General features: G+C 39.9%; 19 protein-coding genes and 5 tRNA genes. 13 read left to right on the top strand and 11 right to left on the bottom strand.

Annotated features, from left to right (window positions below):
• Window positions 1-150: 150 nt before the first annotated feature.
• Window positions 151-1,464 carry a peptidoglycan DD-metalloendopeptidase family protein gene (locus tag CWB85_RS00705; RefSeq protein WP_016709840.1) on the bottom strand — a complete coding sequence of 438 codons (1,314 nt, stop codon included), beginning with the start codon at window positions 1,462-1,464 and terminating at the stop codon, window positions 151-153.
• 150 nt (window positions 1,465-1,614) lie between these two features.
• On the opposite strand from CWB85_RS00705, the gene tyrS reads away from it, so the two are divergent.
• Entirely contained in the window at window positions 1,615-2,814 is a 1,200-nt protein-coding gene (gene tyrS / locus CWB85_RS00700) for a tyrosine--tRNA ligase (RefSeq protein WP_016709839.1), read from the top strand.
• A 76-nt stretch (window positions 2,815-2,890) separates the two neighbouring features.
• Here the strand turns inward: tyrS and CWB85_RS00695 are convergent, their stop codons facing one another.
• The 4 genes from CWB85_RS00695 to folE2 form a co-directional block, all read right to left on the bottom strand.
• Window positions 2,891-3,838, bottom strand: a complete 948-nt coding sequence (locus CWB85_RS00695; RefSeq protein WP_138553795.1) for a cobalamin biosynthesis protein CobD/CbiB — start codon at window positions 3,836-3,838, stop codon at window positions 2,891-2,893.
• A gap of 1 nt (window position 3,839) precedes the next feature.
• Entirely contained in the window at window positions 3,840-4,547 is a 708-nt protein-coding gene (mtnN, locus tag CWB85_RS00690) for a 5'-methylthioadenosine/S-adenosylhomocysteine nucleosidase (RefSeq protein ID WP_016709837.1), read from the bottom strand.
• Window positions 4,548-4,659: 112 nt separating this feature from the next.
• Entirely contained in the window at window positions 4,660-5,253 is a 594-nt protein-coding gene (locus CWB85_RS00685) for a DUF2726 domain-containing protein (protein ID WP_138553794.1), read from the bottom strand.
• 92 nt (window positions 5,254-5,345) lie between these two features.
• Window positions 5,346-6,266 carry a GTP cyclohydrolase FolE2 gene (gene folE2 / locus CWB85_RS00680; RefSeq protein ID WP_138553793.1) on the bottom strand — a complete coding sequence of 307 codons (921 nt, stop codon included), beginning with the start codon at window positions 6,264-6,266 and terminating at the stop codon, window positions 5,346-5,348.
• 212 nt (window positions 6,267-6,478) lie between these two features.
• Here folE2 and arcB point away from each other — a divergent pair, with 212 nt between their 5' ends.
• Window positions 6,479-8,803 (top strand): aerobic respiration two-component sensor histidine kinase ArcB, encoded by a 2,325-nt coding sequence (arcB, locus tag CWB85_RS00675; protein WP_138553792.1) that lies wholly within the window; start codon window positions 6,479-6,481, stop codon window positions 8,801-8,803.
• Between the two features lie 27 nt (window positions 8,804-8,830).
• Here the strand turns inward: arcB and arcA are convergent, their stop codons facing one another.
• The 5 genes from arcA to trmB all read right to left on the bottom strand — a co-directional run bounded on the left by arcA (window position 8,831) and on the right by trmB (window position 13,745).
• Window positions 8,831-9,547 (bottom strand): two-component system response regulator ArcA, encoded by a 717-nt coding sequence (arcA, locus tag CWB85_RS00670; RefSeq protein ID WP_016709833.1) that lies wholly within the window; start codon window positions 9,545-9,547, stop codon window positions 8,831-8,833.
• 108 nt (window positions 9,548-9,655) lie between these two features.
• Window positions 9,656-10,180 carry a YfiR family protein gene (locus CWB85_RS00665; RefSeq protein WP_016709832.1) on the bottom strand — a complete coding sequence of 175 codons (525 nt, stop codon included), beginning with the start codon at window positions 10,178-10,180 and terminating at the stop codon, window positions 9,656-9,658.
• Window positions 10,177-11,802, bottom strand: coding sequence for a sensor histidine kinase (locus tag CWB85_RS00660; RefSeq protein ID WP_016709831.1), 1,626 nt, complete (start codon window positions 11,800-11,802; stop codon window positions 10,177-10,179). Before CWB85_RS00660 ends, CWB85_RS00665 begins: the two co-directional genes overlap by 4 nt.
• A 161-nt stretch (window positions 11,803-11,963) precedes the next feature.
• Window positions 11,964-12,989, bottom strand: a complete 1,026-nt coding sequence (gene rsmC, locus CWB85_RS00655) for a 16S rRNA (guanine(1207)-N(2))-methyltransferase RsmC (RefSeq protein ID WP_138553791.1) — start codon at window positions 12,987-12,989, stop codon at window positions 11,964-11,966.
• A gap of 30 nt (window positions 12,990-13,019) precedes the next feature.
• Complete coding sequence (gene trmB / locus CWB85_RS00650; protein WP_016709829.1) at window positions 13,020-13,745, bottom strand: tRNA (guanosine(46)-N7)-methyltransferase TrmB; 726 nt, start codon at window positions 13,743-13,745, stop codon at window positions 13,020-13,022.
• 166 nt (window positions 13,746-13,911) lie between these two features.
• Here trmB and mutY point away from each other — a divergent pair, with 166 nt between their 5' ends.
• Both mutY and CWB85_RS00640 read left to right on the top strand, forming a co-directional pair.
• Window positions 13,912-14,979 (top strand): A/G-specific adenine glycosylase, encoded by a 1,068-nt coding sequence (gene mutY, locus CWB85_RS00645; protein ID WP_016709828.1) that lies wholly within the window; start codon window positions 13,912-13,914, stop codon window positions 14,977-14,979.
• 35 nt (window positions 14,980-15,014) lie between these two features.
• The gene (locus CWB85_RS00640; RefSeq protein ID WP_016709827.1) at window positions 15,015-15,287 is read left to right on the top strand and encodes an oxidative damage protection protein; all 273 of its coding nucleotides are present in this window, start codon (window positions 15,015-15,017) and stop codon (window positions 15,285-15,287) included.
• A 46-nt stretch (window positions 15,288-15,333) separates the two neighbouring features.
• On the opposite strand, the gene CWB85_RS00635 is transcribed toward CWB85_RS00640, so the two are convergent.
• Window positions 15,334-18,102, bottom strand: coding sequence for a hybrid sensor histidine kinase/response regulator (locus tag CWB85_RS00635; protein ID WP_138553790.1), 2,769 nt, complete (start codon window positions 18,100-18,102; stop codon window positions 15,334-15,336).
• 281 nt (window positions 18,103-18,383) lie between these two features.
• Between CWB85_RS00635 and CWB85_RS00630 the strand changes: the two genes are divergently transcribed.
• The 9 genes from CWB85_RS00630 to CWB85_RS00590 all read left to right on the top strand — a co-directional run bounded on the left by CWB85_RS00630 (window position 18,384) and on the right by CWB85_RS00590 (window position 26,865).
• Window positions 18,384-18,459 (top strand) — tRNA-Phe (locus CWB85_RS00630).
• Window positions 18,460-18,531: 72 nt separating this feature from the next.
• A tRNA-Thr gene (locus CWB85_RS00625) sits at window positions 18,532-18,607 on the top strand.
• Window positions 18,608-18,742: 135 nt separating this feature from the next.
• A tRNA-Phe gene (locus tag CWB85_RS00620) sits at window positions 18,743-18,818 on the top strand.
• A 195-nt stretch (window positions 18,819-19,013) separates the two neighbouring features.
• Window positions 19,014-19,089, top strand: a tRNA-Thr gene (locus CWB85_RS00615).
• 139 nt (window positions 19,090-19,228) lie between these two features.
• Window positions 19,229-19,304 (top strand) — tRNA-Phe (locus CWB85_RS00610).
• 294 nt (window positions 19,305-19,598) lie between these two features.
• Window positions 19,599-21,005, top strand: coding sequence for an efflux transporter outer membrane subunit (locus CWB85_RS00605; RefSeq protein WP_138553789.1), 1,407 nt, complete (start codon window positions 19,599-19,601; stop codon window positions 21,003-21,005).
• Between the two features lie 2 nt (window positions 21,006-21,007).
• Window positions 21,008-22,321: an efflux RND transporter periplasmic adaptor subunit gene (locus tag CWB85_RS00600; RefSeq protein WP_016709822.1), complete on the top strand. Its 1,314-nt coding sequence runs from the start codon at window positions 21,008-21,010 to the stop codon at window positions 22,319-22,321.
• Window positions 22,318-25,398: an efflux RND transporter permease subunit gene (locus CWB85_RS00595; protein WP_016709821.1), complete on the top strand. Its 3,081-nt coding sequence runs from the start codon at window positions 22,318-22,320 to the stop codon at window positions 25,396-25,398. The genes CWB85_RS00600 and CWB85_RS00595 overlap by 4 nt, the downstream gene beginning before the upstream one ends.
• 114 nt (window positions 25,399-25,512) lie before the next feature.
• On the top strand, window positions 25,513-26,865 hold the full coding sequence (locus CWB85_RS00590) for a magnesium transporter (RefSeq protein WP_016709820.1): 1,353 nt from the start codon (window positions 25,513-25,515) through the stop codon (window positions 26,863-26,865).
• Window positions 26,866-26,916: the final 51 nt, after the last annotated feature.

The raw sequence follows: 26,916 nt of genomic DNA, 5'->3' as shown, positions 1-26,916 counted from the left end.
CCCATGTTATAAAGAGAGCTAACTCTTAAAAAATAACAGTGCTAAATAACATTTCAAAGTAATCTTCATTATTTATAAAAAAATCACATCTAAATCTTTACTGTAAACCAAGATAAGTTAGAAATTCTGACCGCTGACCGCTGACCGCTCTTACTTAAGCGCTAACTGTAGCTCTCTGTTGCGCTCTAACTGGGCTAAGAAGTTATCTGCGATTGGCTTGAACTTAGCAAGCTCGTCGCGTGGTAACGGCTCAGATTTAGGTAGCTTAACAGTTTTAGGGTTTCGGTGAACGCCGTTAACTAAAAACTCATAGTGTAAGTGAGCTCCGGTTACTCGACCTGTTGCGCCGACGGTGCCAATTTTTTGGCCTTGCTTAACCTTTTGACCAGTTTTAACCATACGTTTATTTAAGTGTAAGTACTTAGTTACGTACTGAGTACCATGGCTAATAAATACATAATTACCATTGTACTTGCTGTAACCTGATTTAATTACTTTACCATTACCTGATGACACAACGGGTGTGCCTGTGCGTGCTGCGTAATCAATACCGTTATGGGGTTTTACCGTTTTAGTAACCGGGTGCAAGCGGCGTGGGTTAAAGCTTGAGCTAATATACTTAAAGTTAACCGGGGCACGTAAAAAGGCTTTTTTCATGCTACGGCCTTCAGGGGTATAAAAAGTATCGTCGCTATGGCGAATAGCCGCGTAGCGTTGGCCTTGGTTAATAAACTCTGCGGCAATAATTTTGCCTGTGCCTATAAATTCGCCATCAACATAGTGCGACTCGTAAATTAAGCCGAATTGATCGCCTTTACGAATATCGTTAGCAAAATCCACATCCCAACCAAAAATATCTGCAAAGTTCATAATTTGACGTTCGCTCAAACCAGCTGCAATACCTGAGGTCCAAAAGCTATTGGTAATTTCGCCACCAGTAGATTTAGTGAGGGTTTCGATCTCTTTACTGTCGATAGAAGTATCGTAATTACCTTCTTCGTTCAAGGTTACAAATAAAGTATCTGTTTTTGAGATCACATAGCGTAGTTGCGCTAAAGAGCCGTCCTCTGCGGTGGCAAAACTAAGCACTTCACCAGGATGAATTTTAGTTAGTTTACGTGTTTCCGCATTAGTATTAAGTAATTTATGAACGGTTTGCGCGTTAAAACCAGCGCGCTTGAAGATAAGTGCTAAATTGTCACCGTTCTTTACTTCAAAATCGACTAGGTCATATTCTGGTAATTTTGCTGCGTCTTCTTGCGAATTTAATTCAGTTAATTGTTCAACGTCATCAACTTTAATTTGTAATTCGTAGCGTTTACCAATTTCTAGTGCATCAGCGCTATTGTCTTTAGAGGCAGTTGCTTTTTCTGAAGGTATGAGTGTTAAAGCAGCAATAGCAGAAACTAAGCCTAGAATAAGCAATTTGTGTTTTTTTGGGAGTTTGTGCACAACGCGAACCATAACGTGCCTTTTCCTGCTGTCAAGATAATTAATCACTAATATTGCAGGATATACTTAATAAAGCGTTAATACCAGTGTTTTGTAGATTTAAACTGGCGTTAATTTACGCTAGAATCCCTAGGTTGACTGAATTTTTTGGAGTAATACACAGTGGATTTACAAACCGCTCTAGCAGAGATTAAACGCGGTGCAGAAGAAATATTAATTGAAGACGAATTAGTTGAAAAGCTGAAGTCTGGTAAAAAGCTAAAGATCAAAGCGGGTTTTGATCCAACCGCACCTGACTTACACTTAGGCCACACAGTGTTAATTAATAAAATGAAAACCTTCCAAGACTTAGGTCATGAAGTCATTTTCTTAATTGGTGATTTCACTGGCATGATAGGTGACCCTACGGGAAAAAATGTAACTCGTAAACCGCTTACCCGTGATGATGTACTAGCGAATGCTGAAACATATAAAGAACAAGTATTTAAGATTTTAGACCCTGCTAAAACAACTGTTGCGTTTAACTCTACTTGGATGGAAAACCTAGGCGCGGCAGGTATGATCAAATTAGCAGCACGGCAAACGGTTGCTCGTATGCTGGAACGCGATGATTTTAAAAAGCGTTATGCAGGCGGACAATCTATTGCCATTCACGAGTTTCTGTATCCTTTAGTACAAGGTTGGGATTCAGTGGCACTTGAAGCGGATGTTGAGCTTGGTGGTACGGATCAACGCTTTAACTTGCTAATGGGTCGTGAGCTGCAAAAAGACGAAGGACAAAAACCGCAAACTGTATTAATGATGCCTCTATTAGAAGGCACCGACGGTGTGCAAAAAATGTCTAAGTCATTAGGTAACTACATTGGTATTACAGATGCGCCGAACGATATGTTTGGTAAAATTATGTCTATCAGTGATGAATTGATGTGGCGTTATTATGATTTGTTAAGCAGCTTATCAATTGAGGAAATTGCCGCACTAAAAGAGAACGTTGCGCAAGGCACCAACCCGCGCGATATTAAAATTGATTTAGCAAAAGAAATGATTGCTCGTTTTCATAGTAATGAAGCGGCAACAGAAGCGCATGAAGACTTTATTAAACGTTTCCAAAAAAATGCATTACCAGATGATATCCCTGATATGACTGTAACCATAGATGAAGATACGGTATTTATCACGAACTTACTTAAAGAAGCAGGTTTAGTGGCAAGTACTTCAGAAGCGATGCGAATGATCAAACAAGGTGCGGTGAAAATCAATGGCGAAGAAAAAGTCACTGATACTAAGCTAGAAATTGCAAAAGGCACGACGGCAATTTATCAAGTTGGTAAACGTAAATTCGCAAACATTACCTGTGCTTAATGAATAAAGAATGAAAATTCAGTTAGATATTTAAGTAATAAAAACCAGCTTCGGCTGGTTTTTTTCTCTCTGTGTTCTATACAATTGTTTTAACTATCTCTGCCCCAAGTATTATCAGTAGCCAAAAACCACGGGCTTGATTGAGTCGATTGATCAACACCGGAATATCATCTGCTTTTGGTAAGCGTTCGGTGCCGATGCGCATTTTATCAAAACGAACTCCTTGGTATATAGCAGGGCCACCTAGTTGCACGCCAATAGAGGCTGAGCAACAACTGAGCAACCAGCCACTGTTGGTTTGATAAAAGTGTCGGCCATAATGTTTGATATAATGAATGCTCAATTTACTCGCTTTACTAGCTGCAATAGTTAATGCGAGTAGCCGAGTGGGTAGCCACTCAATAATAAACAACAAGCCACTAAGTGACTTTAGAAAAGGGCTATTAGGCAATAAATCTCTGCGCCAAGCTTGATGGATCAAAGTAAGTAAGCGATAAGCAAGGGCAGCCATTGGCCCAAACAGTAAGTAAATAAATATTACGCTAAAATAGTGCCGAGCAACTCTGAGGATCAACGTCTCCATAGCGGCTTTACAAATCCCTGGGCTAGATAGTGTATTAACTTGACGGGCAAGTAGGGGCTTTAATAACTCGCGAGCAGTGGCTTTTTGGTTTTGTTTGAGCAGTCGTGCAATTCGTAGCGTTTTGCTTTCTACTGTGCGCCACTCTAGGCTTAGATAAAGGATTAATCCTGCTAAAAGTTCGGGGTAGTAGGCAAATTCAAGCAGCAGGATCACTAAGGTCATGATCACTAGAAGGACTAAAGTGAAACATAGCGAAGAGGATAAATACTGGTAACTTGTGGATTCTGTACTACGATAAACACGTTTGGCTAGTGCGTTAAATACTGCGCCTAAAAATGTGTTTGGGTGATACCAGCTTACTAAAGGCAAAAAGCGCTCAGCAAGGAGCGCTAATATAAATACAATAAAGTCCACATGTTGTTGAACTAAATTGGATAACACCTTATAGCGTTACCGATGTTAGTTTTTCTAGTAATGCCACAACCATTTTAGATGAATTAATAGAAGCAGTTTCTAGGTATTCTTCAAACGACTGTGGTGATTCTTTGCCGGCAATGTCAGACATTGAACGGATCACAACAAAAGGAGTTTCTAAGCTAAAACATACTTGTGCAATTGCAGCACCTTCCATTTCAACGGCAAGCATTGTTGGAAAGTCTGCACGCGCTTTATCAATGCGTACTGGATCACACATAAATGAGTCTCCCGTACAAATTAAGCCAACCATAGTTTTAACATCGCCGATTTGGGCAATGCTTTGCTCAGCTGCGTCAATTAATTTAGGGTGTGCGGCAAACCCAGCTGGCATTTGCGGTACTTGGCCAATTTCATAACCGAATGCGGTTACATCAACATCGTGATGACGTACTTCTGATGAAATAACCACATCACCAACATTTAGTGATGGCTCAAAACCACCTGCAGAGCCTGTGTTGATCACGCAATCAGGTTGAAAGTTATCGATCAATAAGGTGGTGGCGATACTTGAGGCTACTTTGCCAATACCTGATTGCACTAAAGTTACTGTATTACCAGCTAACTCACCAGTGTAGAAAGTGAAACCAGCTTTAGTTAGCACTTGTGGATTTTGCATTGCTGCACGCAAAATTTTAACTTCTGGCTCCATTGCGCCAATAATACCAACATTCATAATTTTAAATTCCTCGAATTGAATGCCATGATTATACTGTAAAAATAAGAGTAGGGTAAAACAAACAAAAAATGCGAGCGTATAAAGCTCGCATTTTATCGTTTAAGGCAGCTTATATTTCAGCTAAAGCAGTTGAATGTGCTTTGGCTTGAGAAGGAGAGAGTACCGCAGGCTTAGTAACTCGATTACGAGTAGGGCGTAAACTTGTCGTCGCTGGTTTACCAAGCTTAAACATAATTGCTTCGCGTACTTCACTCGGGCGATAGCCAGATTTTACTTTCATACGAATATGTGGGATCCCAGCGGCTTCTAGTGCGCCGTTAACAAACCAATCGCGTTGTGCTTTATGGCCATCTTTGTTGGCGTTATTAACTAAATCAACGGCCGCAACAATGGTCATTTTTTCTTTGTCGATTAATACATAGTCAAGCTGTTTGTTTTTTGCTTTAGCGATTGCTGCACGTTTAGCTTTAGGTGACAAACCTTTCTTACAATCAATGATATCGATTAATTTCACGCGGCTAACAATTTTGAATTGGTCGCCTACAGCGCGCTCTAAAAGATTAAGGAAAGAACTTTCAACTTGCGTAAAAACACTGGTTTTACGCGTGAATGGGTAAGGATTTCCGCCATCGTCGGTAAACTTTGACGCAACAACAGATGCCCCAACCACTAATACTAAAATTGATAATAAAGCGAATTCCATACGGTAACTCCACAACAACAAATTGACACTGTAATTCTAATAGCAATTTACGTGCCCAGTTGGTGCAAAGTTACACTTTAATAACCATTAAGTTATGGCTGGTATCCGCCATCAATTCCTTTTACAGCAATCGCTACGGCATCATGGGCGTGAAGTGATTCATAATGGTTTATTTGTAACCAGTAATCAGCGTATTGTGCATCTTCTAATACTGCTTTTATTTTACGAGCAGCATCTTCACAGAACATTAAATTCTGACCATTTAAACGAGCAAACTCTTGCTCATCTTCGCGTTTAACAGCTGCTTGAACTGGCGTTTTAAGCTCACCTTCTAGGGTATCTATCAGGCTTAAAATATCAAACTCAGTGATATTGCTCGCAAGTTTAACTTTTACATTGGCGATAGAGCGCTGTGAATGAGGGGTTGCCACAATGCCGTCAGTACTACCAAGCCAGTTGAGTACATGTTCATGATTTAATGTTTGCCCACTAAATTTTTCAGCAAACGCTTGTTGAATAAGCTGACGTGCTAATGCTGCAGAGCAAGGACATGTTGATGAATAAGTTACATCAAGGCTCAGTTCAAAACTTAGCACACCGCGGTCAATTTTTGCCTCTATTGTTAGCGGGTAGCTTTTCCAGCCAGCTTTGCCGCTTAACAGTGATTTTCTGCGCAGTGGTAATTCAAATTTGAATTCAATTTTAGCTTGATCGGATAGCCCTTCATGACTGGAGATAAAGGTATCTAGCGCTTGGGCAATCGTCAGCGGGTTAACCTGTTGCTCAGTGGATAAAGTATCGAGTGCTAAAAATAACCGTGACATATGGATGCCTTTGGCGTCTTCTTTATGTAAGTTAACAAAAGCGCGGGCTTTAGCATTGACATTAATTGCTGCAAGATCACGAGACTCGAATATAAAAGGCAGTTCAATATCAGCCATACCAACCCAGTCTAATTTACCTGATTGTAAGGCGGGAGCCGTATCTGCTATATCGGGCATGTTGCTTTGCATGAAAAATCTCGTAATTGACAATTGTAAAGCGCGGTATTTTACACGAAAAAATCTAAAAATACGTGGTAGATGAAAATTTTCTGTTTTCGTCGCGGAAGATGAAAATAGTTAATACAAAAATGCTAAAATCATAGCAATAGTAATTTTTTATGTGTAGCTGTTAATCAGCTGACTTTTATATACACAAACGTATAGTTAAGAGACAGATTTATATGATCGATTCCTCTTTGAGCCCATGGGCTCGAATACTTTCCAGTTTAATTACTCGATTTGGTGAATTCAAAACCGCAACTATTTGTTATGCATTACTATTAGTGCTCGCATTAATACTATCGTGTATGTTTTATTATGTTGCGGTGGGCACAGTAACGCTTGTCGATGTGCTTGCCGTGATGTTTTTTACTGCGGTTGTGTCTCCTATTATTATCAGCGTCCTGATCAACTCTATTCGTCAGTTAGATGCCTCATATGCCTATTTAGATAGTGCCACTAAACAAGAAAAGCTATTAAACCAAACATTAAAAGATAATATTAATCGGCTAAATGTTGAGATAGACGAGCGTAAAATGGCTTTTCATGCCAAGCATCGTGCAATTGAAGAGCTTAGACGAGAAATTGTTGAACGTAAAAAAACGCAACAAGAACTTGCACAACAGGGCATGTTATTGCGATCTATAGTCGATTCCTCACCTGACTTATTTTATTACCGGGACAACAATGGCGTGTTTGCAGGCTGTAATAAAATGTTTGAGGAAGTTATTGGGAAATCGAGTGAGGAATTAATCGGTAAAACGGCAGAGGAAATTTACCCAACGCAATATTTACCGGAAGTACTCATTACAGATAATAAAGTTGAAAAAACCCACGCAGCATTAACCCTCGATGTTGAATACCCTGTTGGCAATGAAAAGCGTTGGTTTGAAATGCGAAAACTACCGTTTATTAATGATGATGGTGAGTACATTGGTTTGCTTGCGTTTGGCCGTGATATCACCAGTCGTAAAGAAGCTGCGCAGGCACTTGAAACTGCGTATAAAGATAAAGGGAAATTTATTGCCACTTTGAGCCATGAATTACGTACACCACTTAACGGAATTGTGGGTTTAACCCGAATGCTGCTTGATACCGACTTAGATAAGCAACAACGAAGCTGGTGTAATACGGTCTTTTCAAGCGCTGAAACGTTAGGCAATATTTTTAACGATATTATTGATCTAGATAAAATTGACCGCGAACAGCTTGATATCGTGACTGATTCTATCAATGTATCTGACTTTATAAATGATGTTGTTAACTTTGCAGGGCTAATAGCAGAGCAAAAAGGCCTAGAGTTTGAAATTAAACGCAAGGGTATGTTGGATATTTACGCACAGTTAGATCCAACACGCTTACGACAAGTTGTTTGGAACTTAATTAACAATGCCGTCAAATTTACCCAACAAGGTAAGGTGGAATTAGCGTGTAACCGAGAGAACCGAGCAGATGGTGCGTGGTTGGTAATGAAAGTCACCGACACCGGCCAAGGCATTCCACAAGAACAATTACATCGTATTTTTGATATGTACTATAAAGCCCCCGACTTAAATGGCACAAATGCAATTGGATCGGGTATTGGTTTAGCCGTAACTAAAGCGCTGGTAACTGCCATGAAAGGGCAGTTACATGTTAGCAGTACAGAAGGTGAGGGTAGCTGTTTTGTAGTAGAAATACCGTTGACTCTATGTATTGCGCCAGCTGAGCATAGTTATGTTGGCCGTAGTTTAAATATTCTTTTGGTTGAAGATGTGCCACTTAATGCTGAAATCGCCACTAACTTACTTGAACAGCGTGGCCACGAAGTGATCTGGGCTGAAACAGGTGAAGATGCGCTGTCGTTCGTTGAAACAGAAGATGATCTCGATCTTGTATTACTTGATATGCAACTTCCAGATATTAATGGTGATGAAGTTGCACGCCAGATCCGTGCCGATAGTCATTTTGATAAGTTACCTATTGTTGCGCTGACGGCCAATGTTCGCAGTGCTGAAGAAGAGCTGCAAGGGATCTCAATTCAAGGTGCTTTAGCTAAGCCGATCAATACCACTAAGCTTGATAAAATGTTGGCGGAACTATTTGATATAAAACAGCAACACCAATGCGCTGAGACGCGTTTGACAGTGAGTAAAGAAGCCATTGTAAATATCAATGTTGAGTTATTGGATGTTGAGACCATTGAAGACTTTGTTAACTCAATGGGTATTGTGATCTTTAAACGTAGCAGTAGTTTATTTGAAAAATTGAATCCGCAATACCAGCAAGAATTAGCTGCATCATTAGCTGATGGAGATCGTGAAGAATATAAATCCGTAGCACATAAACTCAAAGGCGCAGCTGGCTCTGTTGGTCTAAATGATGTGCAATTGCATGCTAAGAAAATGGAACACGGTGCGATTGAGGAAAGTGATGAAGAATTAAAAGATTGGCTAACTATATTGGCAGATAAAATAAATGAAGGGCAGCAGGCCCTTCATTTATTCTTACAGCAATTAGAACGTTAATGCTGCAGGTATTTGCTAAAAAAGATATTAACTATCAATTTTGCCAATGAAACGATAACCTTCACCATGGATGGTGCTGATCAGCTCAGATGTGCTGTTATCACTTTCAAAATGTTTACGAATACGACGGATCGTTACGTCAACAGTACGGTCATTTGCACGAAGTTCACGACCAGTCATATGCTTGATCAGTTGCTCGCGGCTAAAAATACGGCCTGGAGAGTCAAGCATTAAACGTAGTGCTCTGTATTCACCTTTAGGTAAACGCTTAGCGTCACCATTTGGCGATGTTAAACAGCGGCTATTTTCGTCAAGTTCCCAGCCATTGAAGGTGATCACACCATTTGTTTCAAGGCTTGATTCTTCACCGCCAAGAGCAGTACGAGAAAGCAAGTTACGAGCACGAATAGTTAGTTCACGAGGATTGAACGGCTTAGTAATATAGTCGTCCGCACCAATTTCTAGGCCTAATATACGGTCTACATCATTATCACGACCGGTTAGGAAAATAAGTCCAACGTTACGCTTTTGACGTAATTCACGCGCTAAAATTAGCCCGTTTTTGCCTGGCAGGTTGATGTCCATAACTACAAGGTTCACATCATCATTATTTGTAAGCTTGTCATGCATGTCATCGCCATCAATGGCTTCAATAACTTTGTAACCTTCAGCTTCAAATAAACTAACGAGGTTTAGTCGAGTTACGTCTTCATCCTCTACAATCAGAATGACTGGCGTTTGCATTATTAATTAACCTTTTTCGGAATATTTTATTTACAATTAATTCGGTATTGTATTATAAAACCGAATACTAGTGATTATAGGAGTATATCCAATTGTTAACAAGTAAAATCAATTCGGATGAAATTTAGAAACAGCTAATAACCGAGATTGCACTTTAAAACTACTGCGCAACAACTGCTGTTTATTGATATACAGTCGGATTTTATTCCCTTCTTGGATCAAAGAAATAACGCCACCTTTTTCTAAAAAATTAATACTCTCACCAACTGTTAAGGTATTTAATGAAATGGTATCGATCCAAAGTGGAATTATATCATCTTCCATTGTTTCATCAATGTATGTGATATCACAAACACGAGAAAGTTCAGAAATTTGCTGATTTTTATCAATTAAGACAGTTTCAATCGGTCTATTGTTAATTTTCAGGCTAGAATTACTCTTTAATAACTCGCCAACCCCCTTTTTAATGTTGTAAAAACAAAAAGTCACCGGCCGATTATTGCTAATTTGGGGGAACTCTACAAATTTTGCAATCTGAAATAAAAAGGCGGACTTAACTTGCTCTGGTGATTTAGCCAGTACAAAGCATGGAAAAGCGATTATCAAAGCCAGGAGTAAACCGCTTAGTTTCATATTCGACTTGCCTCGGTTAATGGCAAGGTGATAATAAAACGGGTTCCAGTTGAATTTTGGTCATCAAAATAAACACTCCCGCCTAAGGCTTGAGTGACTAAATTGTAAACTAAATGCATACCTAAGCCACTACCGCCTTCGCCACGCTTTGTTGTAACAAAGGGGTCAAAAATACGTTTTTTAATACTCTTATCAACGCCAACACCATTATCAAAGTAGTTAATGGTCAGGCTGCTTTCGTTTCGCTCAACTGTAATTTCGATTTCATTGTTTTGATTATCTCGAAAGCCATGGATGATAGAGTTGCTTAATAATTGTTGCAGTACTTGCTGCAGTGGCCCAGCTTTGGTTTCAAACATTAGTTGCGATGAACAATGAATAACAATGTTAGGGTTTTTTACGAGTAATTCTGTACGCATTGAAACGATTACATTGCTGAGCAAATCATGCATATTAATCAGCGAACTTAGTTCCCCGTCTTGATTCACAGCGACTTTTTTAAAGCTGGAAACCAGCTCAGCCGCACGATTTAAATTTCGATAGATAAGATCTAAGTTTTCTATGCCATTATCAATAAAACGTTTTAGCTGGCTTGAGGTTAACGTTTTTTGATCAAACCCTTGGCTTATTTCTGCCAGCTTATCACGTAGTAAAGTGGAGCCGGTGATCCCCAAACCTATGGGCGTATTCACCTCATGGGCAACACCGGCAACCATTTGTCCTAGAGAGGCCATTTTTTCGCTTTCAACAATTTGATTTTGATATTGATGCATTCGCTCTAGCGTTGTTAGTAGCTCTTGGTTAGCTTCTCTGAGTGCGATGGTACGTTGATTTACTTTCTCTTCTAAACTTTGGTTTAATTGCTTAATTTCTTGTTTATCATTTTTATGCCGCTCGATTTGGTTTTGAGTGCGAGTCAGCATGATATTTAAACTATTTGAAAGGGTATTTATTTCGGAAATATTTGTTTTTTTGGCTCTGGCGTCATAATTATGATTTTTTGAGACATCCTGCAGTAAGGTGCTTAACTGGTCAATTGGGTCGGCAATACGTTTTTGAATGCGCTTTGCAACAAAATAGACCAACACTAAAACGAATAATGTTAAAAGAATATCGATAAGGATTTTTTTATTAATATAGGCATTGAGACGTTCTAGTCCACCACGAATATAGACGTAGCCTTTAATATTGCCCTCGTAGTTGATCGGTTTGATCAACTCTACATAATCTTCGGTGATCTTTGGTTGCTGCAGCTGTTCAATGTTATCTACACGCAGCGGCACAGGTGGGGTTTTCTTGGCATTGAAACTGGTAAAAAATACAGGTTTGTTTGAAATATCATCGATCGCATAAATGTGTATGTTTTTAACGAGTGGAATGCTTTCAAAAGATTTAAGTCGTTGCTCTTCGGTTTTTCTATCATCAAACAATACTGTAACTTGCGCATTAAATGCGATAATTTCAGCTAAAATATTGAGTTTGTTTATTATTAAAAGTTTTTGTTCTTTTACATCAAGGTAAGTAGATATTGAAATTGATAATGATAAAGACAAGGCTGTAACAAGCATCACTGCGCTGATCAGAGCTTTACGAATACTTGTTTGCGACGTTGATTTAGGCATTATTATGATGAAAGCCGAATATATAATTGGGATAGAATTACCATAAGTCTAGCAAAGACCTATCAAAGTAACTAAAAAATATCCTAAGTTTGTTGTAAAGCTACCTATTTTTATTTTCAGCAGCTTTTTGAGCGCGTTGCGGTATTGAGCTTTCGGCTTAATTAGCTGCTATATACTGCAAACTTATTGGTTTTATGCACCGTTTGATACTCACCAAATTGGCTTTCTAAAATAGGTGGATATTTTAAGAAACTGTTTGCAACAATTGTTAATTTACCTTGTTTAGTCAAATGCTGTTTCGCGCCACTTAAGAATTGTTCTGCTACGGTATAATCAGTCGCAATACCGGTATGAAACGGCGGGTTTGAAATAATTAGTTCGAACTTTCCGCTTACCTTAGCTAAACCATCACTTAATAAAGCTTTGCCGCTGATATTATTAAGCTTTAGTGTTTGCTCCGTTGCATAAGCGGCAAGGGCGCTGACATCTGTACAAGTAAAATTCAATGCTGGATTTTTCAAACCCAAAAAAGTGGCAATAAGACCTGCGCCACAACCAAAATCGAGTACATTCCCTGACTTAATAGTTGGTGCATTCTCAAGCAATATTTTAGTGCCACCATCAAGTTCGCCGTGGTTGAACACGCCAGGAATGCTAATCGCATTAAAACTCAAGCCAGCAACATCAACATTGAATTGTTTGTGGTAACGAGTGATTGCAAATTCAGCTAATGTAGTTATTTCTGTAAATAGATACAAAGCACAATGGCGAGCACTGTCAATTTTATTACTGTATTCACAGTAACTGCTAAATTGCTTTTCAATTGATTTTACACCACTTTTATTTTCACCAACCACCAATAGTTCGGCTTCAGGGTTAATAACTGCACGGATATTATCCAGCGTCATCAGTGCTTCTGGTTTGGCTTTAGGGTAATAATAAATAACTAAATCAAAATTGTGTGCCGCTATTTCATGGCTTACGCAAACATCAATACCTTTGATGCTTTTTGCAAACTCGCCATTTGCATGGTTGTAGCTAAAAGCACTAATCCTACTGTTAGGATTTAGCTGTTGAAGCTGTGACAAAAAACCATCTTGGACAAAATTAACCACTAAAATAGAGTCTGCCTTGAGGTTTTCGCTATTACGAAGTAATAATGAACTAGGGTTGGTTAATGCGCTCATAAATGGCTTTGCCTTTGATTAAGTATGTTATTAACTAATGCGTTCAAACATTAGGTCCCAAACACCGTGACCTAAACGGTGGCCACGTTGTTCAAATTTCGTCAATGGGCGCAAATCTGGGCGTGGTACATAGTCGTTTGTCTGTGATTGGTTTGTAAAGTGCTCAGCTGCTTGCATGACTTCAAGCATGTGTTCAGCGTAATTTTCCCAATCAGTAGCCATATGAAAAACACCGCCAATTTTTAATTTACTACGGAGGCTTTCAACAAATGCTGGTTGCACTATACGGCGTTTATGATGACGCTTTTTATGCCATGGATCAGGGAAGAACAACTGCACTGTGGTAATGCTACCTTCAGCAATGCAATCAGCAAATACTTCAACCGCATCATGTTCAAAAATACGTAAGTTACTAATTCCTGCTTCATCGGCATCCATTAAACAAGCGCCAACACCTGGGCGGTGAACTTCAATACCGATAAAATTAAGGTGTGGTGCGTTTTTAGCCATCTCGACTAATGATTTACCCATACCAAAACCAATTTCTAAAACAACGTCGTTGTCATTACCAAATACTTGCGCTAAATCAAGCATGCCATTTTTGTGCTCAAGACCCATTGTTGGCCAGCACTTTTCAATTGCAGCAGCTTGTCCTTTGGTTAAACGACCTTCGCGTTTTACAAAGCTGCGAATTGTACGAATATATTTACCTTCTTGCTTTGCTTGCTCAAGGTTATCGTTACTTGAATCACTCATATATTTTGGCCTGATGAAAACAACATGTCATAAAATGGTGGCGTATTATCCCTGACCACGGGCTTGATCACAAGGTTTTATCCTTTGTGTATGTTCAGAACTTGATATTTTAACTCACTGCAATAGACTGCTTGCCATCAAGGGTCGAGTTATAAAAGTAATTATTTTGAAGTTAAACAACAGTGACGCAAACTGGTTTTCAGGGCAGGTTGTCGATTGGTATCACTTACATGGCCGTAAAACCTTGCCATGGCAGCTGAATAAAACGCCTTATAAAGTATGGGTGTCTGAGGTTATGTTACAGCAAACTCAAGTTGTAACAGTTATTCCTTATTTTGAAAAATTTATGGCAAGCTTTCCCGATATTATTGCTTTAGCGGATGCAGATGAAGATGTGGTATTACATCACTGGACTGGTTTAGGTTATTACGCCCGAGCTCGAAATCTGCATAAAACGGCTAAAATAATTCGTGATCAATATCAGGGAAAGTTTCCCACAACGTTAGATGAAGTTGTCGCGCTGCCAGGAATAGGGCGTTCCACCGCTGGAGCGGTGTTATCGTTATCACTTGGTCAACATCATCCTATTTTAGATGGTAATGTAAAACGTGTGCTTGCTCGCTACTTTATGGTCGAAGGTTGGTATGGTGTTAAAAAAGTTGAGAACCAATTATGGCAGTTAACAGAGCAGCTTACACCTAAAGAAAGTGTGATTGAGTTTAACCAAGCTATGATGGATTTAGGCGCAAGCCTTTGCTCACGTAGCAAGTTCGAATGTGAGCTTTGCCCATTGAGTACACGTTGCAGGGCATTTAATGAGGGAGTGGTTAAGCAGTTTCCGCACTCTAAACCTAAAAAAATCGTACCTAAAAAAGAGTGTTATCAACTGATTATTCAATGCGATGACCAAGTGTTAATGGAAAAAAGGCCAAACTCAGGGATTTGGGGTGGGTTATTTAGCTTTTTTGAATTTACACAAAAAAGCCAACTTGATGCTTTTTTGGTACAGCAGGGGCTTGGATTAAATACCACCGAAATAACACCATTTACCCATGTGTTTTCACACTTTGAGCTAACTATTAACCCTCATGTGTTAAATGTGAGTAAAATCCCCGATGTAGTTAATGAGCGGCAGTTAGTTTGGTACCCGTTAGATCAGTCAATTGAAGTCGGTTTAGCTGCACCGACTAAAAAGCTGGTTAAACAAATTAGCACAATGGTTTACACTAGCTAATATCTTTCGTTTTAATACAGCATAAGAGATCAATTATGTCACGTACAGTATTTTGTCAAAAGTTACAAAAAGAAGCCGAAGGCCTTGGTTATCAACTATACCCTGGTGAACTTGGTGAAAAGATTTTTAATAATATTTCTAAGGAAGCATGGAGCCAGTGGCAACATAAACAAACTATGTTGATCAATGAAAAGCATTTGAACATGATGGATCCAGAGCACCGCACGTTTCTAGAAGAGCAAATGGTTGGCTTTTTATTCGAAGGCCAAGAGGTGGAGATCGAAGGTTATCGCCCACCAGAGAAATAATTTATAGTTAAAAAGGGCTACTGAAGCCCTTTTTTAATGCTTGCTATTAAATCAGGTCATCTTGCTCTTGGGCGTTACGTACTTGCTCTTTTAAATATTGCGCAACTCGAGAGTATTCAATTTCTAAATTATCACGCAATTCAATTAATTGATCACTGGTTAAGTCTTGCTCTTTACAATGGCTCTCAAAGTCACTGGCGAGCTCGGCAACTTTTTCAGCACCAATGGTTTTCGATATTGATTTTAACTGATGGCAAGCTGAGATAATTATTTCATAATCAGCAGTCATCACACCAGTATTAATTTCTTTAGCTAAAATGTGACTTTGCTCTAAGTACATTTTAAAGAAGCGTAATTGTTTTGCTTCATCATTGTTAATGTATTTGGCAAGCATCTCTAGGTTAATCGGTGCTGTAGGCTTATTTTGTGTTGCTACGACAGGTCCTTGCTTGCTTACATTACTCCAGTTGTTAAGGGTTGCTTCTAGTGTATTTAGTTCAACCGGTTTAGTAATAAAGTCATTAATTCCCACGTTTAAACAGCGCTCTTTTTCACCTTTAAGGGCATTTGCTGTTACAGCGATAATATAAGGTTGAGCATTTATATCTTCTAGCTGAGCGGCTTCATCACGGATTTTTTCGACCATGTCATAGCCTGACATTTTAGGCATGTGTAAATCAGTTAAAATTAATGGGTAATGGCCGCTTTGCCACATTTTTAAGCCTTCTTCACCATTTTCAGCAACCTCTACGCCAAACCCGAGTAAATGTAATTGGTCAGTGAGTACTTGCTGATTTAAAATATTGTCTTCAACAAGTAGTACGAGCTTGTTTTCATCGCGAGCTTGTTCAATATTTAAATAGTTATTAAGGGTTTTAACTGGTTTAACTTCTCTAGGTATGTGAAGGCCAGCAGCAACCAACAGGGACATCATAAAGTTTGATTTACACAGTGGTGCGGCATTTAGGTAAAAAATGTTTTTATGGTTAATAGCTGTTTCGTCTAACTTACTAAGTACCACAACTTGCTGGTTATTATCTTCAAGCGTATACAATAATCGGCGTAGCAAAGAGTTGGTCTTATCCATAGTATCAACACCATCAAGCACCCAAATAATACCGTGAGTGTCTTGATGCTGTTCAATTTCTTCTACCGTTTGTGCTGTAATTGTTCTAGCACCCATAAATGATAAGTAACGATTTAAAGTTTGCTTTCTGGTTGGGTGCTCAGTAACAAGTACAACTCGGTGATCTTTTAATGTGTTTTTATGAGCATATTTAATTTTGTTTTCTGTACTAAATGGCAGCTCTACAACAAAATCACTACCAATCCCGATGTTGCTAGTAACACTGATTGAGCCGAGCATTAGCTCGGTCAAACTTTTACAAATAGATAAGCCTAAACCAGTACCACCGTATTCACGGGTGATAGAGCCTTCAGCTTGAATAAATGGATTAAATATTTCCCGAAGCTGAGTTTGACTCATGCCTTTACCATTATCACTTACTGTAAAACGTAAGGTGAAGTGATCTGTGGTATTTTGTGCTACTTCTACCGAAATGCGCACATAGCCTACGCGGTCATCATTGCTGCTGGTAAACTTAATTGCATTACTGCATAAGTTATAAAGTACTTGGCGGACACGTACCGTATCACCGATTAAATTAACTGGTATATCGGGAGCGATAGCGAGGTCTAATTCTAATTGACGCTTTTTAGCCACAGATGATAATACTCTAGCAACTTCCTCGATTGTATCTGACACTGAAAATGGCGTTGGATCGATGTTGAGTTTACCGGCTTCAATTTTTGAAAAGTCTAAAATATCATCCAAAATCCCCAATAAAGAAAAGGCCGATTCACGAATAATCGTAGTTAAGCGATGTTGCGCGCCATTTAGTTCGGTTTGCCTTAATAAATCAATTGTGCCGATAACACCGTTCATTGGCGTACGTATTTCATGGCTCATAGTTGCTAAGAATGTGGTTTTTGCTTCGCTGGCTTGTTCAGCTCTTTGGCTTGCATTTTCAAGTGCTAAGGTACGGTTTTGTACTTCCGTTTCAAGGCTACTTTGTAGATTCTGTAAATCTCGTTGAGCGATATCATTATTACTAATTGCGTTTTGTACTTGTAATAATAGCTGATTGATATTTTTTGCCACAATATCAAGGCCAATATCTAGTTGCTCATCGACTTTGGTGTTGTAGCTGTTAGATTTTGTAATGCTTTCTAATTCATGGGCAAGCATGTCACTGCTTTTGCGGATCCGATTATTGAGGTAAGCATTAAAAAACAGTGCCAGTAAAAATAAGCTGACAACAGCAAATCCAGCAATAGCCATTGAGAATACTGATGAGTGTTGGGGCAACACGGCTGATGAATTGGATTTTTGTTGAATAATCAATTCACCAACGGGTTGATCATTTAAGTTTAGTTGATGGTGAATAATACCTTGTTCAACTAAGTGTTGGTTTAGTTTCACAGCTGCAATTACTGACTCATTACTGGCGAAAACTAATTGTGCTTGTGTAGTTGGAGTATATCTATATAAGTAATAATCAAACTCAGCATTCAGTGCGACACTTAAATCGAGTAGTTTGTTTGCATTATCTTGCCCTGGGCGAGTTAATGCGTTTACTAAAGGTGTATCTAGTTGCTCGGCTAACTGCAGTAAGCTTACGGAGTTTTGCTCTGCGTTAGCATTTTGTGTGGGGTAAAAGGAGTACGCAACTACAGCGAGTGCGGTTACTGCTAGGTTTATAATTATAAAAAGAGGCAACAGGCCTTTTACAGGAGAAGAAAATTTACTCTGCATTTATTATCCAACTTGTCTATTATCAACCGCAATCTAAACAGTCGCTTCTGTACTTGAAATCAATCCTATCATTTACCAGAAATAATTCACTACGTTTTTAGTGCCTAGATAAACAAAGCATCATTGAAATACCTATGCAGTGCCCAAAATAAAAAGTTATTGCTGCAAAAAACAGCGTACTTTATATTTATTAATCGCTTTGTTTGAAAACTGTGCAAACAGTTATAAAGAATAAAAAAAAAGTTGACTTGAAAGGGCAAAACCAGTTTAATACGCCGCACGCCCAGATAGCTCAGTCGGTAGAGCAGAGGATTGAAAATCCTCGTGTCCGTGGTTCGATTCCGCGTCTGGGCACCATTGTTTTAGTAATAGTGTTTAAATTAAATGATTAAAACATTATTACATGTGCCTTAGCACACAGTTTAGTGTGCCGACTTAGCTCAGCTGGTAGAGCAACTGACTTGTAATCAGTAGGTCAACCGTTCGACTCGGTTAGTCGGCACCATTTATTTTAGATAATTTGAAAAAGAGCACTGACTCGTAATCAGTAATTCATTCAGGTTATCCGCTCGACTTGGTTAGTCGGCACCATTTATTTAGATTTACTGTTAAACTCACGGTGAATCAGCACAGTTAATGTGCCTCGATAGCTCAGTCGGTAGAGCAGAGGATTGAAAATCCTCGTGTCCGTGGTTCGATTCCGCGTCGAGGCACCATTTATTGTTAGATACTTAGATGTATGCGTCATCGAACTACGTTCGATTACAAAATACATACATGTATTTTGCCCTGCGGGCCATCCTTCGGATGTTAAAAATTGTTCCTGACAATTTTTTGCCGCCTCAGTGCACCATTTATTTAAGTTTATCAATCTTCAAAATTGATACGTGCCTTAGCACACAGTTTAGTGTGCCGACTTAGCTCAGCTGGTAGAGCAACTGACTTGTAATCAGTAGGTCAACCGTTCGACTCGGTTAGTCGGCACCATTTATTTAGATAATTTGAAAAGAGCAACTGACTTGTAATCAGTAATTCATTCAGGTTATCCGTTCGACTTGGTTAGTCGACACCATTTATTAAAAGTAAAATGTAGTGTTTATCATATGTTTTACAGCACAGTTAATGTGCCTCGATAGCTCAGTCGGTAGAGCAGAGGATTGAAAATCCTCGTGTCCGTGGTTCGATTCCGCGTCGAGGCACCATTTATATTAAAGCCCTGCACTAGCAGGGCTTTTTTGTTTTTGAAATAAGTTGTTATTTAGATAATAAAGTTTACCTTCTACTTGGCAGTGGTTTTTAATTCTAGCACCTAGCACCTAGCACCTAGCACCTAGCACCTAGCACCTAGCACCTTTCACTTTTAACCTTTTATCTTACTAATCCAGCACTTTAACGCATTGTATGCTAAGAGTTTGTAATGTTATGTAAAGTCAGTTGAGCTATTAGGGCTTGAGTGATTGAATTACACTCAGTAAAAGATGTATTCAGGGTAAAACATGAACGGGCAATTAAAGCCGAGTATTGTTGCATTATCTATGTTGTTTATTGGCGCATGCACAACCTCACCAACTCAACAAGAGCGGGTGCAACAGCTCGAAACACTGCCAAGTAACTGGCAGCAAAATTCTAGTAAAGAGATCGTTGCGGTTGTTGCTGATAATTGGTTGCAGCAACTAGAAAACCCACAAGTATTTGCACTTGTGGAGCAAGCGCTTAAATATAATCAAGCGCTATTGCAAGCAGGTTTTGATGTGGCAATAAAGCAACAGCAGCTACTAGCAACGGGTGCTGCGCTTTGGCCAAGCTTAGACTTATCGGCACGTACAAGCCGCAGTAAAGATAACCGCCCTGTTAGTTATAACAACGCAAGTTCAGCGGATATTGGATTGAGTTATGAAGTTGACTTATGGGGCAAGCTTTCAGCAGCAGAGCGACAAGCAAACTTAGAATACTTGGCAGAGAAGGCAAGCTTTGAGCAAGCTCGTCAACAGCTTGTTGCTGATGTAGTAAGTGGTTGGTTCAATGTGATCACCGCTCAACAATTATTAGAACTCTATAAACAAAGAGAAAAAATTGCAGAGCAAAATCTTTCGATTATTGAGTCGGGTTATCGCCAAGGGCTTAATGAAGCGTTGGATGTGTATTTGACTCGTAATGAACTCAACACTGAACGCTCTAATATTGCCGAGCAGCAAGCAACCTTAACAGAATCAATTCGTGTACTCGAGCGTTTAACTGGTGAATACCCGAAAGGGGCATTGAGCGTTGATGCTGATTTACCTTTACTCGATAACCCCATTCCTATCGGCCTGCCATCGGAGCTGATCACTCGTAAACCAAGTTTAATGGCAAGTTGGTATCAATTATTAAGCACGGATGCTGGTTTAGCTTATGCTCACAAACAACGATTTCCTAGCTTAAATCTGACTGCGTCATTAGGTGATAGCACTGATAGGGTTAGCGATTTATTTTCGCCTTCAAGTTTAGCGTGGTCGCTAGTGGGCAGCATTGCTATGCCAATATTTGATGGCGGTCGCTTAGCTGCTAATGAAGAGCAGGCGCGTTTGACGGTGAAACGTCAAGAGCAAGTTTATCTTGAGTCATTATACGATGCGTTTAGTGATGTGGAAAACGCGATTACCCAAGAGCAGTCACTGCAGCAACGATACGAGAAAACCCTCGAAGCACAAACCAATGCTATTACAGCAGAGCAGCTCTCGTTTGAACAATATCAAAGTGGTTTAGTTGATTACACAACCGTATTAGATGCGCAAGATCGTTCCTTCACTGCGCAAAACTCAGTGATCAATATCAAAAACCAATTAATCCTAAATAGAATAAAGCTACATATTGCCCTTGGTGGCGATTTTTCCGAGCCTAACCAAGAGTCAGAAGAGCAATAATTATGAACAGCAAACTTCGTAAATTTCTAATTCCAACTATTATAATTGCAGTTACTGCGACGTTGATTGTCGTTATTAAAGGTAACCCACCTGAAACCAGACGTTTTGGCTCTGCTCCTAAAGCAAATGTCACTGTGGCTGTTTCTCCACTAGAAGCTAAGCCGTATCAAATAATGATCAATAGCTTTGGCACTGTAAAACCGCGAACACAAAGTATGTTAGTGTCGCAAGCATCTGGGCAAATCATTAAAATTAGTGACCGATTTCGTGAAGGTGGCTTTTTTGATAAAGGTGAAGTGCTACTTGAATTAGATGATAGAGATCATCGTGCCGAGGTCAAATCTGCACAAGCTAATTTACTAAGTGCGCAACAAGCTTTGTTAGAAGAAGAAGCGCGTGGCAATCAAGCACAGACGGACTGGCAGCGCTTAGGTAATGGCCAACAAGCAAGTTCGTTAGTGCTACGTCAGCCACAATTAGCAGCAGCGCAAGCTGAGGTGTTATCAGCACAAGCGCAACTTGAAAAGGCTGAACTTGATTTAGAACGCACAAAAATTAGCGCTCCTTATGCAGGTAGAGTGTTAAGTCGCAGTGTCGATTTAGGGCAAGTCGTTAATAATAATACAGAGCTTGCATCTATCTATGCTATCGACAGCGTTGAAATTCGTTTGCCGATTAAAAATAAAGACTTACCTTTTGTTGAATTACCGGAACAATTTCGTGATGGGGTGAGTAATGAGCAAGGTTCACCGGTAGTTTTTCGTTCTGATCTGGTTGGCTTGCAACAATGGCAAGGGCAAGTAGTACGTACTGAGGGCGCGATTGATTCATCGGCTCAGCAGCTTTATGTCGTTGGTCAAATCAATGATCCATACAAAGCAACTGCTAATAACCAATACCCAATCAAAATTGGCCAATATATAACGGCGCAAATTAAAGGTGTTGAAGTACAAGATGCTATCGTCATTCCAAACAGTGCTATTTACCAAGGCAGTTATGTGTATATTGCAGAGCAAGGTGTCTTAAAACGTAAAGACATCACCTTAAGATGGCAAAATGCCAATGATGCAATTATTGCATCGGGTCTAAAAGCAGGCGACAACTTAGTTATTACACCGCTTGGTCAAGTGAGCTCAGGTACCCAAGTAAATATTATGGGTGAGCAAGCTTACCAAAGTACGCGTGGTAATAAACAAGGCCGAGGTGAGCGCCCAACTAAAGAGCAACTGGAAGCTATGGCTAAAGAGCAAGGCATTTCAGTTCAAGAGCTAATGAAGCAGCGTCGCGAAGCTCGCGGCCAAGGAGCTAAGCAATGATAGCCTGGTTTACTAAAAACCATGTAGCCGCCAATCTATTGCTTATTAGTATTGTATTGGCTGGGCTATTTAGTTTATCAACCCAAATACCTTTAGAAGTCTTTCCTTCATTTGAAGCGGATCGGATTAGCGTAAGAGTAACTTTGCGCGGTTCCACTCCTGAAGATGTTGAAAAAGGTGTTACTATCCGCATTGAAGAAGCGGTACAAGATTTGGAAGGTATTGAGCAAATCTCTAGCAGCTCTTCTGAAGGCTCATCGTCAGTGACCATTGAGGTTGAAACAGGCTACGATGCGCGAGACTTATTGGCTGATATAAAAAGCCGAGTTGATGCCATTAATACTTTCCCAGTGGATGCAGAAAAGCCCGTTGTTGCCCTTGACCAACGTATACGCGAAGTAATAGCGGTGACGGTTTCGAGTGAATATGGTGAAAAAGAAACACTCGAGTATGCTGAAAAAGTACGTGATGATTTGCTACGTATTCCGTTAATTACCCAAGTTGAACTAAGCGGGGTGCGTGATTACGAAATTGCTGTTGAAGTAAGCCAAGATATATTACGTCAATATGATTTAAGCTTAGCGCAAATTTCATCTGCGATTTCTCGTTCAAGTACTGATGTCTCTGCGGGTAACTTAAAAACCGAAGGTGGTGAAGTACTTATTCGTTCAAAAGGTCAGGCCTATCGTAAAGATGAGTTTGCTCAAATTGTTGTTAAACAACAAGCTGATGGCACTATTATTCGTTTAGGTGATATTGCCAGTATTACTGATGACTTTGAAGAAACCCCTGTACGCACCCGTTTTAATGGTAAACAAGCTGCATTTATCGATGTTTATCGTATTGGTCCGCAAAGTGCTATTGGTGTGGCTGATGCAGTAAAAGACTACATTAATGAACAGCAAGATAGCCTACCACAAGGCTTTCAGCTCAGTTATTGGGACGATGATTCGCAAATTGTTAAAGGTCGTATTGCCACACTAACAACCAATGCGATTCAAGGTGGTATTTTAGTACTGGCACTACTGACACTATTTTTACGCCCAGCTATTGCGATATGGGTGTTTGTGGGTATTCCGGTATCCTTTATGGGCGCATTTTTAGCGATGCCGTTGTTTGGTATAACGCTCAATATAATGAGCTTATTTGGTTTTATCTTAGTACTGGGTATTGTTGTTGATGATGCGATTGTCACCGGTGAAAATGTCTACACTCATTTAAAAACCGCCGAGTCGGGTGAGCAAGCGGCAATTCGCGGTACGCAAGAAGTTGCAACGCCCGTTACCTTTGGTGTTTTAACAACGGTAGCGGCATTTTTACCGTTGGCATTCATTGAAGGTGGCCGTGGTGCTTTGTTTGCACAAATTCCTGTAGTGGTTATTCCGGTATTATTGTTCTCGTTAATTGAATCTAAATTTGTGCTACCTGCGCATTTAAAATACATCAAATTACGTAACCAAAAATCTGAGCCGTCTAAATTAGAACGACTACAGCAGCGTTTTGCAGATGGTTTTGAAATGGCGATTATGAAGTACTACCAGCCGATCTTGAACTTGGCGCTGAAAAATAAGCTGGCAACGGTAAGCTCGTTTGTTGGCATATTTTTAATAATTTTAACGCTTATATCGAGTGGTTGGACTAAGTTTGTATTTTTCCCGCGGATCCCAAGTGAAACTGTGCGAGCTAATATCACTTTCCCAGCCGGTACACCATTTGAAGTGACTAACAAATACATAGTGCTGATGTCAGATAAAGCTAAAGAGTTACAAGATAAATACCGTGATGAAGACGGCGAGAGTGTAATTCTTAATATCTTGGCAAGTACCGGGGGGCGTGGTGGTGCGTCAAATACAGGTTCAGTGCGTTTTGAAATCACGCCTGCTGAAGAGCGCGACTCAGATATTGGATCGCAGCAGTTATCGAGTGAATGGCGTGATTTAATTGGTGTGATCCCTGGGGTTGAAAGCATGACCTTTAGGGCTGAAATTGGCCGAAGTTCAGATCCAATCAATGTACAACTGTCAGGCAGTACCATTGAAACATTGGAAACCGTCGCTGAGAAAATCAAACTGCGTTTAGCCACTTATCCTACAGTATTTGAAATTGCAGATAGTTTGTCAGATGGTAAAGAAGAGCTGCAAGTTGAGCTGACTGATCAAGGTTTAGCACTTGGCCTAAATCGTACTGATGTATTACAGCAAATTCGTAATTCGTTTTTTGGCTCGCAAGCACAACGTATTCAGCGTGGCCGTGACGATGTCCGTGTGATGGTGAGATTACCATTGGATGAGCGTCGCTCAGTGGCAGATTTAACTGACATTTTAATTGACTTACCTGATGGTGGCACTGTGCCGTTATCCCATGTTGCAAAGTTAGTAACCGGTGAGAGTCCGTCGAGTATTCGCCGTATTGATCGCTACCGTACATTAAATGTTACCGCTGATGTTGAGAAGAACAACACTAATATGACGGTTCTTCAAGCTGACCTTAAAGGGTATTTAGACGAGCTAGTACAGCAATATCCTGGTGTTAATTACACCTTAGAGGGGGAGGCGAAAGAGCAGCGAGAGTCATTTGGCTCACTTGCTTGGGGCTTGTTGTTTGTGTTCTTTATTATTTATGCCTTACTAGCAATTCCGTTTAAGTCATACTTGCAGCCGCTAATTGTCATGAGCGTGATCCCATTTGGTATGATAGGTGCTGTGATGGGGCATTGGATCATGGGGATGGATTTAACCATTATGAGTATGCTTGGCATGCTTGCACTGGTTGGTGTTGTCGTGAACGACTCTCTGGTATTGGTTGACTATATAAACAAAAAGCGCAGTGAAGGTGGTGATTTACTTGAAGCGGTCAAACGTGCTGGTGCAGCCCGTTTTCGCCCCGTTATGTTAACGAGTTTAACTACCTTCATTGGCTTAATGCCACTGTTGTTTGAAAAAGCCACACAAGCGCAGTTTTTGATCCCGATGGCGGTGAGCCTTGGTTTTGGCATTATCTTCGCAACTTTTATTACCTTGTTATTAGTACCCGTTAATTACTTATTGATGGAGCGAGTACAAGGCTGGTTTAAATAATTAATTATTCCCCACGACTAATTTGGTTGTGGGGAATAGGTTGCAAATTTCTCAAACTATTTTTTCAAGCTGAGGTAAACTAACTACAAAGTAGTTAAATTCAAAGGCTTCAACATGATTGAATACCCAGTTGACCAACTCCCTCAGCTTATTGATGAGCTTCTGCAATGTGATACCACAGAGCGTAAAAACAAACTTTTAGCCGATGCTAAAGAAATTCTCTCAACTGAGCATTTATCATTATTGTTTGAGGCATTGCCAAAAGAGCAGCGTTTAGATATTTGGCAGCTATTAGATGAAGATACCCAACACGAAATATTTATAAATTTAGGCGCAGACAGCTGTCGTTGGTTATTACAGTCTCTTGATGAAGCTGCGGGTTTTAAATTACTTGATGAAGTCAGTGTTGAAGAATTACTCGAGCTTGAAGAGGTTATCCCGGAGCGCTTTGTTGAATATGCTCGCCAACAGCTCGATGAAGTGCAAACTAAGCAATACGAATTAGCGCAGCAATACAATCCAGAACAATTGGGTCACTGGCTCGATTTTGATGCCATTAAAGTATCAGAAAAGCTAACTGTTGCGGGAGCGCGTAAAATATTACAAAAAGGCTTACCGCAATATACTGAAGTGATCTATTTGGTGAGTCGAAAAGGCACCTTAATTGGTCAGGTGTCAGTCAATGCATTATTTAAAGCGAATGATTCGGACACACTACTGAGTTTTGCTGAACATGATGTGGCATCTTTACATGCTGATGATGACTTGTATGAAGCTGCGGAAGTGGTGATCCACAGTGAAAGAATGGCAATGCCTGTAGTGAATGTCGATAACAAATTACTTGGTCGCTTAAAAGTCACTTCAGCCTACGAACTACGTCAAGAAATAACCGATGAAGCTGCAGCTAAAGCCGGTGGTTTACGCGAAGACGAAGATCTATTTGCCAGCGTACGCAAAAGTGCTAAAAACCGAGGGATTTGGCTAGGTATTAATTTAGCCACGGCATTTTTAGCGTCGTGGTTTATTGGCTTGTTTGGTGCGACAATTGAACAAGTTGTTGCACTTGCAGTATTAATGCCTGTGGTAGCTTCAATGGGGGGGATTGCTGGCAGTCAAACACTTACCGTTATTGTACGTGGTTTAGCACTTGGCCAAGTTACAGATTCAAACCGAAAAGCTTTACTTAAAAAAGAGCTTCGAGTTGGTGCGGTAAATGGCTGTGTATGGGCTATGGTTATAGGTGTACTTACGTATGTGTGGTTTAGTGATGTGATGCTGAGTATTACTATTACAGTCGCTATTTTACTCAATTTAATAGCAGCTTCTTTATCTGGTGTAGTGATCCCATCGATTTTAGATAAAATGAAAATCGATCCGGCGTTATCAGGCTCGGTAATTTTAACTACTGTAACCGATATTGTTGGCTTTGTGACATTCTTAGGGTTAGGCAGCTTACTGTTGCTTTAATGTGTATAAACTACTTTAATACTACTTTATAAACAGTTATTTAAATAAAAG

The sequence above is a fragment of the Pseudoalteromonas sp. S1727 genome, from assembly GCF_005886375.1.
Lineage (GTDB): Bacteria > Pseudomonadota > Gammaproteobacteria > Enterobacterales > Alteromonadaceae > Pseudoalteromonas > Pseudoalteromonas haloplanktis.
The sequence above is the reverse complement of the archived record's forward strand: the minus strand, read 5'-3'. Positions and strand labels throughout refer to the sequence as shown.

What these genes read in the sequence shown, in the direction of transcription:
- CWB85_RS00605 (WP_138553789.1), top strand. Translation starts at nt 19,599, where the DNA reads ATGAACGGGCAATTAAAGCCGAGTATTGTTGCATTATCTATGTTGTTT.
- CWB85_RS00660 (WP_016709831.1), bottom strand. Translation starts at nt 11,802, where the DNA reads ATGCCTAAATCAACGTCGCAAACAAGTATTCGTAAAGCTCTGATCAGC.
- CWB85_RS00640 (WP_016709827.1), top strand. Translation starts at nt 15,015, where the DNA reads ATGTCACGTACAGTATTTTGTCAAAAGTTACAAAAAGAAGCCGAAGGC.
- CWB85_RS00590 (WP_016709820.1), top strand. Translation starts at nt 25,513, where the DNA reads ATGATTGAATACCCAGTTGACCAACTCCCTCAGCTTATTGATGAGCTT.
- CWB85_RS00600 (WP_016709822.1), top strand. Translation starts at nt 21,008, where the DNA reads ATGAACAGCAAACTTCGTAAATTTCTAATTCCAACTATTATAATTGCA.
- CWB85_RS00595 (WP_016709821.1), top strand. Translation starts at nt 22,318, where the DNA reads ATGATAGCCTGGTTTACTAAAAACCATGTAGCCGCCAATCTATTGCTT.
- arcA (WP_016709833.1), bottom strand. Translation starts at nt 9,547, where the DNA reads ATGCAAACGCCAGTCATTCTGATTGTAGAGGATGAAGACGTAACTCGA.
- CWB85_RS00705 (WP_016709840.1), bottom strand. Translation starts at nt 1,464, where the DNA reads ATGGTTCGCGTTGTGCACAAACTCCCAAAAAAACACAAATTGCTTATT.
- trmB (WP_016709829.1), bottom strand. Translation starts at nt 13,745, where the DNA reads ATGAGTGATTCAAGTAACGATAACCTTGAGCAAGCAAAGCAAGAAGGT.
- CWB85_RS00685 (WP_138553794.1), bottom strand. Translation starts at nt 5,253, where the DNA reads ATGGAATTCGCTTTATTATCAATTTTAGTATTAGTGGTTGGGGCATCT.
- folE2 (WP_138553793.1), bottom strand. Translation starts at nt 6,266, where the DNA reads ATGCAAAGCAACATGCCCGATATAGCAGATACGGCTCCCGCCTTACAA.
- CWB85_RS00635 (WP_138553790.1), bottom strand. Translation starts at nt 18,102, where the DNA reads ATGCAGAGTAAATTTTCTTCTCCTGTAAAAGGCCTGTTGCCTCTTTTT.
- CWB85_RS00665 (WP_016709832.1), bottom strand. Translation starts at nt 10,180, where the DNA reads ATGAAACTAAGCGGTTTACTCCTGGCTTTGATAATCGCTTTTCCATGC.
- arcB (WP_138553792.1), top strand. Translation starts at nt 6,479, where the DNA reads ATGATCGATTCCTCTTTGAGCCCATGGGCTCGAATACTTTCCAGTTTA.
- mtnN (WP_016709837.1), bottom strand. Translation starts at nt 4,547, where the DNA reads ATGAATGTTGGTATTATTGGCGCAATGGAGCCAGAAGTTAAAATTTTG.
- rsmC (WP_138553791.1), bottom strand. Translation starts at nt 12,989, where the DNA reads ATGAGCGCATTAACCAACCCTAGTTCATTATTACTTCGTAATAGCGAA.